Source organism: Belnapia sp. F-4-1 (genome assembly GCF_000802185.1).
Lineage (GTDB): Bacteria > Pseudomonadota > Alphaproteobacteria > Acetobacterales > Acetobacteraceae > Belnapia.
This window is the reverse complement of the sequence record NZ_KN676113.1, coordinates 3,987,430-4,000,687: the sequence shown is the minus strand read 5'-3', so window position 1 is coordinate 4,000,687 and position 13,258 is coordinate 3,987,430. Positions and strand designations below refer to the sequence as shown.

The following is a 13,258-nucleotide window of genomic DNA, read 5'->3' as shown; positions in this document are numbered from 1 at the left end:
CTCTGTTGGCTTACGGACGCCCTTCGAACCTGCTGCCTGACTTGGCAAATATAGTGAACCGGACAATCTCGCCCGATCGGGGATCGCGTCAGGCCGAGGCCTCGGCCAGCACGCCGGTGGCGGCGAGCGCTGTGATCTCCGCGGCGCCGAAGCCGGCCTCGGCCAGCACCTCGCCATTATGCTCGCCGAGCCGCGGCGGCTGTCGGCTGAGGCCGGCGCGCTGCCGGGCCTCGCCGAACTCCAGCGGCACGGCAGGCAGGCCGAACATCGCTCCGCCGCCGAGGGCGGAGATGGCCGTCTGCAGCAACCCGCCGCCGGCCAACAGGTGCGGATCTTCGAACAGGTCCGCCGGCTTGCCGACCGGCGCCCAGGAGATGCCCGCCGCCTCGCAGCGCCGCGCCACCTCCGCCTGGTCGTAGCGGCGGAACACCTCGCCCAGGGCGGGGATCAGCCAGGAGCGCTCCTTCGCCCGCTGCGCATTGGTGGCGAGGCGGGCGTCGGCGGCCAGCTCCGGCAGGCCGAAAGCCTCGGTGAAGCGCGCCCATTGCTGGTCGCTGGTGACGCCGACGAAAAGCTGGCCGCCCTCCCCTGTTTCGAAGGCGTCGTAGATGCCCCAGGCGCCGCGGCGCGCCGGCATGGGCGGCGGCGGCTCGCCGGTCGCGGCAAGGCCCGCCATGTGGCTGCCCATCAGGAAGACCGCGCTCTCGAACAGCGCGCTGCTGATGCGTTGCCCCTCGCCCGTCCGGTCCCGTTCGCGCAGCGCCGCCAGCGCCGCGGTGACGCCGAAGACAGCGCCCAGGATGTCGATGATCGAGGCCCCGGCCCGCAGCGGCCGCCCCGGCGGCCCGGTCATGTAGGCCAGCCCGGACTGGAACTGCACCACCTCGTCGAGCGCCGGCCGGTGCTCGTAGGGCCCGGCGAGGAAGCCCTTCAGCGCCAGGTAGACCAGCCGCGGATTGACCGCCTGCAGATCCTCCCAGCCGCAGCCGAGCCGCTCCATCGTCCCCGGCCCGTAATTCTCGAGCACCAGGTCGGCTCGGGCCGCCAGCCGGTGCGCCGCCTGCCTCCCTTCGGGCCGCTTCAGGTCAAGGGCGATGCTGCGCTTGTTGCGGTTGAAGGTGGCGAAGAAGCCGGCTGCGAAGCCGGGCAGCCGCCGCGTATGGTCACCCGCCGGCGCCGGCTCCACCTTCACCACATCCGCGCCGAGATCGGCCAGCACCAGCCCGGCACAGGGCCCCATGATGGTGTGGCTGAACTCGAGGACGCGAAGCCCCGCCAGCGGCGCCGTGCTCATGCCGCGATCCCTCGGCGGAAGGCGGTGAGGCTGCCGGCACGGATCAGCTCGCTCGGCAGCTGGTGGCCGACGATGCGCTCGGCGAGCCGCCCCACCTCGATCAGCGCATCGAGGTCGATGCCCGTGGCGATGCCCATCTCCTCGCAGAGCAGCGCCAGCTCCTCGGTGCAGATATTGCCCGCTGCGCCCTTCTGCCCGGCGAAGGGGCAGCCGCCGAGCCCACCCACGGTGCTGTCGAATCTCGTCACGCCCAGCCGCAGCCCGGCATGGGCATTGGCGACAGCCAGCCCCCGCGTGTCGTGCAGGTGCAGGCCGATGCGCAGGTCCGGCCAGCGTTCGCGCACCGCGTCGATGCCGCGCTCGATGCGGATTGGCGTGGCCCAGCCCATGGTGTCGGCGAGCGAGAGATCGGTGATGGCGATGCCCGCTTCCCGGGCGATGGCGAGGCCATCGGCCACGGTCTGCACCACCTGGGCGGGCGTGATGTCGCCCTGGTAGTTGCAGCCGAAGGCGGCCATGACGCCGATGCGCGTCACCGGCACCCCGGCCTCGAGATGCGCTGCGGTCTGCTTGCGCATCGCTTCCAGGTTCTCGGCCTGGCCGCGGTTGAGGTTCTTGCGCGAGAAGGCATCCGAGGCGGAGAGCGAGATGGAGCCGGTGACGGTCAGCCGCTCGCGGAAGGCCAGCGCGCGGCGCAGGCCGCTCTCGTTGAACCAGAGGCCGGTGTAGTGGACGCCGGGCTTCGGGCGGAAGCCGCCGGCGACGGCCTCGGCATCCGCCCATCCGGGGACGAGGCGCGGGTTGACGAAGGAGCATACCTGGATGTGGCGGAGGCCCGTCTCGGCCAGCGCCTCGATCAGGGCGATCTTCTCCGCGGAGGGGATCGGACCGGGCTCGATCTGGAAGCCCTCGCGCGGGCCCTCCTCGTGGATGTCCACATGCTGGGGCAGATCGGCCATGGTCGCGTTCCCTATTGAATTGGGCGGAGACTACTCCTCCGGCGTCATGGTGCCAGCACCCTTGCCGGGGCCGTCGCAGCCCGGCAAAACGCCCCGGTATCGGAGGACCAAGATGAGCGCCAGGGATGAGGGCTACCCGCCGAGCCTCAGCATCGCGGGCAACCGCGCCACGCTGCGCCTCAACCGGCCGGAGGTGATGAACCGGGTGCAGCCGGAGGATATTGCCGAGATCCTCCGGCTGCTGGAGCAGGTGGAGGCCGATCCGGCGGTGCGGGTGCTGGTGATCGCCTCCGAGGGGCGGGCCTTCTCGGCGGGGGCCCATCTCGGCGCCATGGCGGAGCAGGCGGAGGGCCGCGCCGGCGGCGATCAGGCCCAGGGCTTCGAGAGCTTCGTCGACCGGGTGGAGATGCTCCGCATCCCGACCATCGCCCGGCTGCATGCGGGCGTCTATGGCGGCAGCACCGACCTGGCACTGGCCTGCGACTTCCGGGTCGGCACGCCGGCCGTCAGGATGTTCATGCCGGCGGCGCGGATCGGCCTGCATTACTACGAGAGCGGGCTGCGCCGCTACGTCTCCCGCCTCGGCTTCAACAACGCCAAGCGCCTCTTCATGCTGGCCGAGGAGCAGGATGCGGAGGAGCTGCTGCGCATCGGCTACCTCACCGACCTCGTCGCGCCCGAGGCCCTGGACGCGCGGATCGACGCGATCGCCGGCCGGCTCGGGGAGCTGGCGCCGCTCGCCGTGCAGGGGGTGAAGCGCTCCATCAACGAGATCGGCCACCAGGCGCTGGACGTCGCGGCGCTCGGGGCGCGGATGTCGGCGGCCAAGGCGAGCGATGACCTCCGCGAGGGGCTGCGGGCCTTCAAGGAGAAGCGGAAGCCGGTCTTCCAGGGACGGTGAACTGCCCTCCGGCAAAGGCGATTGGCGCAGCGGCGGCAGGGGCCACATGTTGCGCGGGACTGAAGCGGGGCTGAAGCGGGATGGACGAATTCGACTGCGTCGTCGCCGGCGCCGGCGTGGTGGGGCTCGCGGTCGCGCGGGCCCTGGCGCTGGCCGGGCGTGAGGTACTGGTGCTGGATGCGGCGGAGGGGATCGGCACCGAGACCTCCTCGCGCAATTCCGAGGTGATCCACGCCGGCATCTACTACCCGGCCGGCAGCCTGATGGCGCGCTGCTGCGTCGAGGGCAAGCAGATGCTCTACGCCTACTGCGCCGAGCGCGGCATCCCGCACGCCAACTGCGGGAAGCTGATCGTGGCGACGGACGAGGCGGAAGCGGAGAAGCTTGCCTCCATCCAGGCACGCGCCGCGGCCAATGGCGTGCCGGACCTCAGGCGCCTGGAGCGCGCCGAGGCGCTGGCTCTGGAGCCGGCGCTTTCCTGCACGGCGGCGCTGCTCTCGCCCTCCACCGGCATCATCGACAGCCACGCCTACATGCTCTCGCTCCAGGGCGATGCGGAGAATGCCGGGGCGATCTTCGTCTTCCACGCCCCCGTCCTGGGCGGGCGGCTGACCGAGGATGGTGCCGAACTCGAGATCGGCGGGGCGGAGCCGATGGCGCTGCGGTGCCGCAGCTTCATCAACGCGGCCGGGCTGCACGCGCCGAAACTTGCCCGCTCGCTCGCCGGGATGCCCAGCCAGCTCATCCCTGCCGCCTATTACGCCAAGGGCAACTACTTCACCCTGACCGGGAAGAATCCGTTCTCCCGGCTGATCTACCCGGTGCCGGTGCCGGGTGGCCTCGGCACCCACCTCACCATCGACCTCGGCGGCCAGGCCCGGTTCGGGCCGGATGTCGAATGGGTGGAGGAGATCGACTACGAGGTCGATCCGCGCCGGGGCGAGAGCTTCTATGCCGCCATCCGCCGCTACTGGCCGGAACTGAAGGACGGAGCGCTGGCGCCGGGCTATTCCGGCATCCGGCCGAAGATCGTTCCGCCGGGGGCGCCGGGGCAGGATTTCACCCTGCAAGGGCCGCGTGCGCATGGGGTGCCGGGGCTGCTGAACCTCTTCGGCATCGAGAGCCCGGGACTCACCGCATCCCTTGCTCTTGGGCAACTTTCGGTAGATATCCTCACGGAGACATGAGCGCCCCGGTTCACATTCCTGTAAACTTCCGCGCGTAGGGGCCTGTTCTCTCTACTGTCATCCCGCCGCGATGGATCGTTCGCCATCCTTCCCGCATTGGGCCGCGGCCATGAGGAAGGACCCTATCGTGCACGCCGAGTCTGCCGCCGACCCTGGGATGCTCACCTACCTGACCGATGGGGCGGACCTCGCCCCCGGCCAGGCTGCCCCGCGCGTGGGTGACCCGATCGAGTTGCGGCCGCGTCGCGGCGGTGCGGAGATCGAGGCTTGGTCGGCCGGAGGGCAGCGGCTTGGCCGCCTGCCGCCGGCGGAGCGGGCGGCGCTCGACGGGCTGCTGGCTGAGGGCGCCGGGCCGCTGCGTGGGCGCATCATCGCCCTGGTGCCGCGGCCGCACCGGATCGGCCCGGAGCGAATCCATATCCACGTCACCACGGCAGGCTGAGCAGGCCCCTCTTCGTTACGGCCGCGTCGGGTGCAGCCCCGGCGCGGCCGTCTTCAATTCGACCGCCGGATGGGCAGGCGCCGACTGGCATCGCCTGCCAGGATCGTTGCTCCCGCATTCTTGTGCGATGCCACAATCCGGCCGCAAGCGCGTCGCAATCCCGCACGACCTGTCCCCCATAGTCCGAGCGTCCGGAACGGTCTGATCCTCGACCGAGCCGGGCAAGGACTACCGGCGTCATCCCCCTGACCGGCGCCGGGACCCAGGAGAGCCAGATGTCGTCCATGCTTGGCGTTGAGTCCTATCGCGGTCTGACGCATTCGCACTCCACCATCGGCCCCCTCGCGGTGCGCCTGCCCCGGCAGGCCGCATCCGGGCCGCAGGTGGCGGCGAAGCGGGCGCTCGATATCGCCGGCGCCGGCGCATTGCTGCTGCTGAGCGCCCCCGTCTTCCTGCTGCTCGCCCTGCTGGTGCGCGCCGATGGCGGGCCGGCCTTCTATGCCCACGAGCGCATCGGCCGCGGCGGCCGCCGCTTCGGCTGCCTGAAGTTCCGCTCCATGGTGGTGGATAGCGCCGCCCGGCTGGAGGCGCTGCTGGCCAGCGACCCGGCCGCACGCGCCGAGTGGGAGGCGACGCGGAAGCTCCGCCACGATCCACGGATCACCTGGATCGGCCGGTTCCTCCGCGCCACCAGCCTCGATGAGCTGCCACAGCTTTTCAACGTGCTGCGCGGCGAGATGAGCCTGGTCGGGCCGCGGCCGGTGGTCGCCGCCGAGCTTGCCGCCCATTATGGCGCGGCGGCGGAACACTACCTCGCGGTGCGGCCGGGCATCACCGGCCTCTGGCAGGTGAGCGGCCGGTCGGATACCAGCTACGCCCAGCGCGTCGCCCTCGACGTGCGCTACGCCACCAACCCCTCCCTGCTCGAGGATGTGCGGATCCTCCTCCGCACCCCGGGCGCGGTGCTGCTGCGGCGCGGCGCCTACTAAGCATCGCTTGACCCGGGGCGGCCGCGCTGGCACCGGCGCGGCGCATTTAGCAAGGCCCTCACCATCATGGCCGATCCGGCAGAGTCCCGCACCCGCGGCCGCACCATGGTCGCGGGCGTGGTCTGGAACGGGCTGGGGCGCGGCGTGCCGCTCCTCCTCGCCCTGGTCCTCACCCCGATCCTTATCCAACAGCTCGGCCTCGACCGCTGGGGGCTCTTCACCCTGGCACTGGCGATGGTGGGGGTCTTCGGGGTCTTCGATTTCGGCGTCGGCCAGGCGCTGACGCGGGCCATCTCCGAGCGCATCGGCACCGGCCGCGGCGATGAGGCGGCCGCGCTGGTCGAGGCGGCGCTCGGGACGCTGCTCGGCATCAGCCTGGCCGTCGCCTGTGGCCTCTGGTTCTTCGTGCCGGTTCTGGTGGACCGGATGCTGCAAGTGCCCCCCGGCCTGCGCGAACAGGCAGTCGGCGCGATGCGGGTGCTGGCCGCCGCCGCGCCGCTGGTGGTGCTGAATGCGGCACTCTGGGGGGTGCTGGCGGCCTATCAACGCTTCCGCGCGGCCAATCTCGTCACCATCCCAGTGAACCTCTTCTACTATCTCGGGCCGGTGCTGGTGCTGCTGGTCTGGGACAGCCTGGTGGGCGTGATGCTGGCCCTCGTCGCCTGCCGGCTGGCGAATACCCTTTCCTATCTCTGGCTGATCAGGCCGCTGGTGCCGGGGCTCGGGCTGCGCCGGCCGCGCTTCACCCTCGTGGTGCCGCTGCTGAAGCTTGGCGGCTGGATGACCGTCTCCGGACTGATGACTCAGGCGCTGCTCTACGCCGACCGCTTCCTCATCGGCGCGCTGCTCAGCCTCTCGGCCGTCGCCTTCTATGCGACGCCGCTCGACCTGGTGCTGCGCGCCTGGATCCTGCCCGTCGCCGTCGCGCAGACGCTGCTGCCGGCCTTCGCCTCCTCCTTCGCCACGGCGCCCGCGTCGACGGCCGCGCTGCTGCGGCGGGGCGGGCTCTTGGTGATGCTGCTGGTGCTCCCGGCCTGCCTCGTGATCGTCGGCGGAGCGCGGGAGATTCTCTGGCTCTGGCTCGGCGAGGGCTTCGCCGAAGGCAGCGGGAGGGTGCTGCAATGGCTCGGTTGCGGCATCTTCTTCTCCTGCGTCGCCTTTGCGCCGAATGCGCTGCTGGATGCGATCGGTCGGCCGGATGCGACGACGAAATTCGCCGCCGTGCAAGCCGTGGTCTTCATCCCGCTGGCGGCGCTGCTGATCCACCTGGTCGGGATCGAAGGGGCGGCGATCGCCTGGGCGGCACGGGCGGCGACGGACTGCGCCGGGAAGTTGGTGCTGGTGGCGCGGCTCTACCCACCGGCGGCGGAGCCGGCGCGGCGGCTCGCCTTGCCCATGGCCGCGGGCGGGATCGGCCTGCTGCTGCTCCTGCCGGTGCAGGGGCTGGCGCCGCTGCTGGCGGCGGCGGGGCTGGCGGCCATCGTCTTCGCCGTGGCGGCGCTGCGGGTGCTGGAGGATGAGGAGCGGGGGCGGATCGGCACGCTGCTCCGCCAGCCACGCCTGCTGCTGAAGCCGGGGGCTCTGTGATGATCGCCGTCAACGGCCGCTTCCTGACCCAACGTATCACCGGCGTGCAGCGCTTCGCCGCCGAGATCACCCGCGCCCTGGATGCGATGGCGGCGGAAGGGCTGCTGCCCGGCGCGCGGCTGCTGCGGCCGGCGAACGGGGCGCCCTCCCCCTTTCCTCACCTGCGCGATGAGGCCTTCGGTCGGCTGCGCGGACAGGGCTGGGAGCAGGTCGAGCTGCCGGCGCGGGCGCGCGGCTCCGTCCTGGTCAATCTCGGCAACGCCGCGCCGCTGCTGGCCGGCGGGCGTCAGGCCGTCGTCATCCACGATGCCGGCGCCTTCGACACGCCGGAGAGCTACTCGCTGGCCTTCCGCTCCTGGTACCGGACCATGCATTGGGCGCTGCCGCGGGCGGGGGCACGGCTGCTGACCGTTTCCGACTTCTCGCGCGGCCGGATCGCACATCATCTCGGCATCGACGCGGCGCAGATCGGCGTCGTGCACGAAGGCGGCGAGCACATCTTGCGCGAGCCGGCGGATGTTGGGGTGCTGGCGCGGAATGGCTTGCAGCCGGGGCGCTTCGCCCTCGTCGTCGGGACGCGCGCGGCGCATAAGGGGCTGGCCGGGCTCGGCGAGGCGCAGGCGCTGCTGGCGGCGCACGGGCTGGTCCTGGCGGTGGCCGGGGCGGCGGATGCCGCTGTCTTCCGCAATGCGGGAGACCCCGAGGGCCAGGCCGTGGCACCCCTCGGCCGGGTGACGGATGCCGAGTTGCGGGCGCTCTACGAGGCAGCGCTCTGCCTTATCTTCCCCTCGCGCTACGAGGGATTCGGCCTGCCGCCGCTGGAGGCGATGACCTGCGGCTGTCCGGTGATCGCCGCCCATGCCGCCGCCGTGCCCGAGGTCTGCGGCGAGGCGGCGCTCTGGTTCGACAATGACGGCCCGCGCAGCCTGCTCGACGCCCTCGCCCGGCTGCTCGGCGAACCAGGGCTGCGCGGGCGGCTGCGGGCCGAGGGGCTGGCGCGCGCCGCCGGCTTTTCCTGGCGCGCGGCGGCGGAGCGGCTGGTGGCGCTGCTGCCGAAGGGGGATGCGTGAAGGTCGCACTCGTTCATGAATGGCTCGACAGCTATGCCGGCTCCGAGCGGGTGCTGGAGCAGCTGCTGCTGGTCTGGCCGGAGGCGGATGTCTTCGCCGTCTGCGACTTCCTGCCGGAGGCGGAGCGCGGCTTCCTCGGCGGGAGGCCGGTACGAACAAGCTTCATCCAGCGCATGCCCCTCGCCCGGCGGATGTTCCGCAACTATCTCGGGCTGATGCCGCTGGCGATCGAGCAGCTCGATCTTTCGGGCTATGACCTCGTGATGTCCTCCTCGCACGCCGTCGCAAAGGGGGTGCTGACCGGGCCGGGGCAGCTGCATGTCAGCTATATTCACAGCCCGATGCGCTATGCCTGGGATCTGCAGCACCAATACCTCCGTCAGGCGCGCCTCGAGACCGGACTGAAGGGCGCCTATACCCGCTGGCTGCTGCATCGCCTCCGCCTCTGGGACCGCAGCTCGGCCGCCGGCGTCGACAGCCTCGTCGCCAACAGCGGCTACATCGCCGAGCGCATCCGCAAGGTCTGGCGGCGCGAGGCGGCGGTCATCCATCCGCCGGTGGACGTGACGCGCTTCGGCCTCGGCACCGCTCCGCGCGGCGACCACTACCTGCTTGCCTCCCGCATGGTCCCCTACAAGCGCGTCGAGCTGGTGGTCGAAGCCTTCCGCCGCATGCCCGGCCGCCGGCTGGTCGTGACCGGCGACGGCCCCTCCGAGCCACTGGTCCGCGCTGCCGCGCAAGGCGCCCCGAATGTCGAGCTGCGCGGCCGCGTCCCCCAGGCCGAGCTGATCGCCCTCACCCAGACCGCCCGCGCCTTCGTCTTCGCCGCCGAAGAGGATTTCGGCATCGCCATGGTCGAGGCCCAAGCCTGCGGCACGCCGCTGATCGCCTACCGCCGCGGCGGCGCCAGCGACATCGTGCGCGAAGGCGAGACCGGCCTGCTCTTCCCCGAGCAGAGCGCCGAGGCGGTGATGGCCGCCATCGAGCGTTTCGAAGCCCTGCCCACCCCCATCGTCTCCGAAGCCTGCCGCGCCAACGCGCTCCGCTTCTCGGAGGAGGCCTTCCGCAGCGCCATCCGTGCACATGTGGAGGCGCTGCTGCCGTGAGCTTCTCCCTCGTCGTGGCCACCCGCGGACGGGATGCGGAGCTGGCCGCCTTCTTCGACAGCCTGCTGGCGCAGGGCCGCGCCGATGCCGAGGTGATCGTCGTCGACCAGAACGCCGACGATCGCCTGGCTCCCGTCATCGCCGCTTACGAAGGCCGGCTCCCCCTGCTTTGGCGCCGCTCCGCCGTCGCCAATGCCTGCCATGCGCGCAACCTTGGCCTCGCCCTGGCGCGCGGTGAGATCGTCGGCTTCCCCGATGACGACTGCACCTATCCGCCCGGCCTGCTGGACCGCGTGGCCGCCGCCTTCGCCGGCGACCCGGCGCTCGCCGTGCTGACCGGCCCGGCCGCCTCGCCGGAGGGCGGCTTCGGCTCCGGCCGCTGGCGGACGGAGGCGGGGGCGATCGATGCCGCCAATGTCTGGACCAGCGTGATCGAGTTCAACCTCTTCCTCCGCCGCGAGGTGGCCCTGGCGATTGGCGGGTTCGACGAACGCCTCGGCCCGGGTACGCCCTTCGGCTCGGCCGAGGGCAACGACCTGGTGCTGCGCGCGATCCGCGCCGGCCACGCCGCGCGATACGAGCCGGCGCAACGCGTCGTCCATCCCGACAAGCGCCTCACCCCCGTCGCCGTCGAGCGGGCGGCGCTCTACGGGCGGGGGCTGGGCTTCGTGCTGCGGCGCCATGCGGTGCCGGCCGGGGTCTGGCTGACCTTCCTCATCCGTCCGCTGGGCGGGGCGCTGCTTTCCCTGGTGCGGGGCCGGCTGCTGGCGGCGCGCTACTACTGGGCGACGCTGCGCGGCCGGCTCGCGGGCTTCACCGCGCCCCACCCCACCGAGGGCCTGCCGCTCACCCCCATGGCGGAGGCGGCGCGATGAGGCTCGCCATCGGCATCGCCACCCGCGGCCGCCCGGCGATCCTCGCCGAGGTGCTGCGCGACCTCGCCCGGCAGACCCGCCCCGCCGACCGCATCCTCGTCTGCCACGCCACGCCGGAGGATGTGGGCGAGCCGGTGGCGGGCATCGAATACTTCACCGCCCCGGCCGGCCTGCCGCGCCAGCGCAACGCCATCATGGACCGCGCCGCGGATTGCGACATCCTGCTCTTCCTCGATGACGACTTCCTCGCCGCCCCCGACTACGCCGCGGTGACCGAGGCCGTCTTCGCCGCCCGGCCCGAGGTCGTGGTGACGACGGGCACCGTCATCGCCGACGGCGCCAACGGCCCAGGCTTCTCGGTCGCCGAAGGCCGCGGTCTGCTCGCCGCCGACACTCCGCCCGCCGACCGCCTCGCGGCGCACCCGCATTTCAACGGCTATGGCTGCAACATGGCCTTCCGCATGGCGGTGGTGCGCGCCCACGGCATCCGCGTCGACGAGGCGTTGCCCGCCTATGCCTGGTACGAGGATCTCGACGTGACCCGCCTGCTCGGGCGCCACGGGTCGATCCTGCGGCTGGACGGTGCCCGCGGCGTGCATCTCGGCGCCAAGGTCGGGCGCAGCCCCGGCCTCCGCCTTGGCTATTCGCAGATCGCCAACCCGGTCTACCTCGCCCGCAAGGGCACCTATCCCTGGAACCGGGCATTGCGCAGCATGGCGCGCCACTGGGCGATGAACCTCGCCCGCAGCCCCTTCCCCGAGCCCTGGGCCGACCGTTGGGGCCGCTTCCGCGGCAACATGCTCGCGCTCGCCGACCTGAGCCGCGGCCGGCTGCGCCCCGGCCGGATCGAGGAGTTGTAGGCGGCGATGGAGGACATCACCTACATCCTCTCCAAGGTCCTCTGGTTCCCGGCCCGCCCCGGCAATGCGGCGGTGCTGCTCATCGCCATCGGCCTCGCCGCCTTGTGGCGCGGCCGGCGCTGGGGGCGGTGGCCGGCGCTCGCGGGCCTCGGCTTCTTCGTCCTGCTGATGGCGCTGCCGATGCACCAATGGGTCCAGGCCCCGTTGGAGGACCGCTTTGTCCGCCCGGCCCAGGAGCCGGCGCATATTGACGGCATCGTCGTGCTCGGCGGCGCCGTGGAGCAGAACCTGACCGAGGCGCGCGGCATTCCGGCGCTGAACGGCGCGGCGGAGCGGATGACGGAGCCTGTCGCCCTGGTGCGCCGGCACCCGGAGGCGCGGCTGGTCTTTACCGGGGGCCAGGGCTCGCTGGTGCATGGCGGCGTGACGGAGGCGGATGTGGCCGGCGCCCTGTGGCGCGATCTCGGCGTGCCCGAGGACCGGTTGGTGCTGGAGCGCGAGGCGCGCAACACCTGGGAGAACGCCACCCTCACCCTGAGGCTCCTGCAGCCGAAGCCGGGCGAGACCTGGCTGCTGATCACCTCGGCGAGCCACATGCCGCGGGCGATGGGGGTCTTCCGTCGCGCCGGCTGGACCGGGATCATCCCCTGGCCGGTCAATTACCGCACCGGGGCGACGCTCGCCGCCCGGACCGATGCCTCCTTCCCCGACCGCCTGCGCGAATTCGAATGGAGCGTCCGCGAATGGGTGGGGCTGGTCGCCTACCACCTCATGGGGCGGACGGATGCGGTCTTCCCGGCGCCGTGACGGTAGCTCGGCCGCGTGATGCACGCTCCCGGCCGTTCCGACCCTCGGCGAAGACGCGTCAGCGCTGCCAGGCCTGGACGAGGATCGGAAGGTAGCGCGGCTCGGCGGCGGGACCGGCCAGGCCGGCATCCTCGCGCAGACGCGCCTCCTGCGGCTGCGCCGCCTCCTCCAGCCAGCGTTGCCGCATCGTCGCCCAGAGACCGGGCCGCTCGCCCCCTGCCTGCTGCATCCTGCTCTCCCATTGGTCCTTCGTGACCGGCGCATCCTGGCGGCGGCGGGTCGCGGACCGATCCCGTTTCGTCGCCTTTGTCGCGGGGTTGGTCGCAACGAGTACATTGCGTTGCTTGCCCGGACGGATTCCGATGCGGTAACCCCGACGCCATGACGTGCCATGCGGAGGGGACGGGTTTCGCACCGTGGGTTGGCCGCAAGCGGGCCGTATCACCCGCCGAGACCCGATGCCCATGCTCCTCGCACCTTCCTTTCATTGGGCCCTCCCGTGGGCCCTCCCGCGCCTCGCGCCCGACGCGACGCCCACGCCGCGCCCGATGACCGACCCGGCATCGAGCGATGCGGCGCTGATGGCGCTGGCCGGCGGCGGCGACCGGGCCGCCTTCAACCTGCTGGTCGGTCGGCACGGCGAGCGGGCCCTGCGGGTTGCGCTGCGCATCCTCGGCGACGCGGCGGAGGCGGAGGAAGTGGCGCAGGAAGCCTTCCTCCGTGCCTGGCAGGCGGCGGCCGGATTCGATCCGGACCGGGCGCGCTTCACCACCTGGCTGCACCGGATCGTCGTGAACCTGGCGATCGACCGCACGAGGCGCCGGGCCGGCGCCCACCCGGCCGGGCTGGAGGCGGCGGCGGAAATGGCCGACCCCGGGCCGGGGCCGGAGGCGGATGCCGTCGCCACCGAGGCGCGGGCAGCCCTGGCGGCGGCGCTCGGCGCGTTGCCGCCGCGCCAGCGCGCCGCGATCGCGCTGGCCTATGAGCAGGAGCTGAGCGGGGCCGAGGCGGCGGCCGCGCTGAAGGTGTCGGAGCGCGCGCTGGAGGGACTGCTGCGGCGGGCCCGCCAGTTCCTGCGCAGCCGCCTGGAGGGCTCATGAACATCGCCCGGTTCACCCTGCTGCTCGATCGCCATGGCCCGGACCTGGCCCGCTGGCCCGAGCCCGAGCGGGCCAGGGCCG

At 72.3% G+C, this 13,258-nt stretch carries 14 protein-coding genes; 11 read left to right on the top strand and 3 right to left on the bottom strand.

Going from position 1 to position 13,258, the window contains the following annotated elements; genetic code table 11:
* Window positions 1-88 precede the first annotated feature (88 nt).
* Window positions 89-1,294 carry a CaiB/BaiF CoA-transferase family protein gene (locus LH62_RS18865; RefSeq protein WP_043363618.1) on the bottom strand — a complete coding sequence of 402 codons (1,206 nt, stop codon included), beginning with the start codon at window positions 1,292-1,294 and terminating at the stop codon, window positions 89-91.
* Complete coding sequence (locus LH62_RS18860; protein WP_043363617.1) at window positions 1,291-2,253, bottom strand: hydroxymethylglutaryl-CoA lyase; 963 nt, start codon at window positions 2,251-2,253, stop codon at window positions 1,291-1,293. Before LH62_RS18860 ends, LH62_RS18865 begins: the two co-directional genes overlap by 4 nt.
* 112 nt (window positions 2,254-2,365) lie before the next feature.
* On the opposite strand from LH62_RS18860, the gene LH62_RS18855 reads away from it, so the two are divergent.
* The 10 genes from LH62_RS18855 to LH62_RS18810 all read left to right on the top strand — a co-directional run bounded on the left by LH62_RS18855 (window position 2,366) and on the right by LH62_RS18810 (window position 12,077).
* The gene (locus LH62_RS18855; protein WP_043363616.1) at window positions 2,366-3,154 is read left to right on the top strand and encodes an enoyl-CoA hydratase/isomerase family protein; all 789 of its coding nucleotides are present in this window, start codon (window positions 2,366-2,368) and stop codon (window positions 3,152-3,154) included.
* An 80-nt stretch (window positions 3,155-3,234) separates the two neighbouring features.
* Entirely contained in the window at window positions 3,235-4,341 is a 1,107-nt protein-coding gene (locus LH62_RS18850) for an NAD(P)/FAD-dependent oxidoreductase (RefSeq protein ID WP_043363615.1), read from the top strand.
* A gap of 127 nt (window positions 4,342-4,468) precedes the next feature.
* Window positions 4,469-4,783 (top strand): hypothetical protein, encoded by a 315-nt coding sequence (locus tag LH62_RS18845; protein ID WP_043363614.1) that lies wholly within the window; start codon window positions 4,469-4,471, stop codon window positions 4,781-4,783.
* Window positions 4,784-5,058: 275 nt separating this feature from the next.
* Entirely contained in the window at window positions 5,059-5,772 is a 714-nt protein-coding gene (locus LH62_RS18840) for a sugar transferase (RefSeq protein WP_052214686.1), read from the top strand.
* A gap of 66 nt (window positions 5,773-5,838) precedes the next feature.
* Complete coding sequence (locus LH62_RS18835) at window positions 5,839-7,359, top strand: flippase (RefSeq protein WP_043363613.1); 1,521 nt, start codon at window positions 5,839-5,841, stop codon at window positions 7,357-7,359.
* Window positions 7,359-8,429 (top strand): glycosyltransferase family 1 protein, encoded by a 1,071-nt coding sequence (locus LH62_RS18830; protein WP_043363612.1) that lies wholly within the window; start codon window positions 7,359-7,361, stop codon window positions 8,427-8,429. The genes LH62_RS18835 and LH62_RS18830 overlap by 1 nt, the downstream gene beginning before the upstream one ends.
* Window positions 8,426-9,535 carry a glycosyltransferase gene (locus LH62_RS18825; RefSeq protein WP_043363611.1) on the top strand — a complete coding sequence of 370 codons (1,110 nt, stop codon included), beginning with the start codon at window positions 8,426-8,428 and terminating at the stop codon, window positions 9,533-9,535. The genes LH62_RS18830 and LH62_RS18825 overlap by 4 nt, the downstream gene beginning before the upstream one ends.
* Window positions 9,532-10,410, top strand: a complete 879-nt coding sequence (locus LH62_RS18820) for a glycosyltransferase family 2 protein (protein WP_052214685.1) — start codon at window positions 9,532-9,534, stop codon at window positions 10,408-10,410. Before LH62_RS18825 ends, LH62_RS18820 begins: the two co-directional genes overlap by 4 nt.
* Window positions 10,407-11,270, top strand: a complete 864-nt coding sequence (locus LH62_RS18815) for a glycosyltransferase family 2 protein (RefSeq protein ID WP_043363610.1) — start codon at window positions 10,407-10,409, stop codon at window positions 11,268-11,270. Before LH62_RS18820 ends, LH62_RS18815 begins: the two co-directional genes overlap by 4 nt.
* A gap of 6 nt (window positions 11,271-11,276) precedes the next feature.
* On the top strand, window positions 11,277-12,077 hold the full coding sequence (locus LH62_RS18810) for a YdcF family protein (RefSeq protein ID WP_052214684.1): 801 nt from the start codon (window positions 11,277-11,279) through the stop codon (window positions 12,075-12,077).
* 58 nt (window positions 12,078-12,135) lie between these two features.
* Here the strand turns inward: LH62_RS18810 and LH62_RS31210 are convergent, their stop codons facing one another.
* Window positions 12,136-12,306, bottom strand: a complete 171-nt coding sequence (locus tag LH62_RS31210) for a hypothetical protein (RefSeq protein WP_160299853.1) — start codon at window positions 12,304-12,306, stop codon at window positions 12,136-12,138.
* Window positions 12,307-12,625: 319 nt separating this feature from the next.
* On the opposite strand from LH62_RS31210, the gene LH62_RS18805 reads away from it, so the two are divergent.
* A complete protein-coding gene (locus LH62_RS18805; protein ID WP_043366153.1) occupies window positions 12,626-13,177 on the top strand; it encodes a sigma-70 family RNA polymerase sigma factor in 552 nt (183 codons plus the stop codon).
* The last annotated feature ends 81 nt before the right edge of the window (window positions 13,178-13,258 follow it).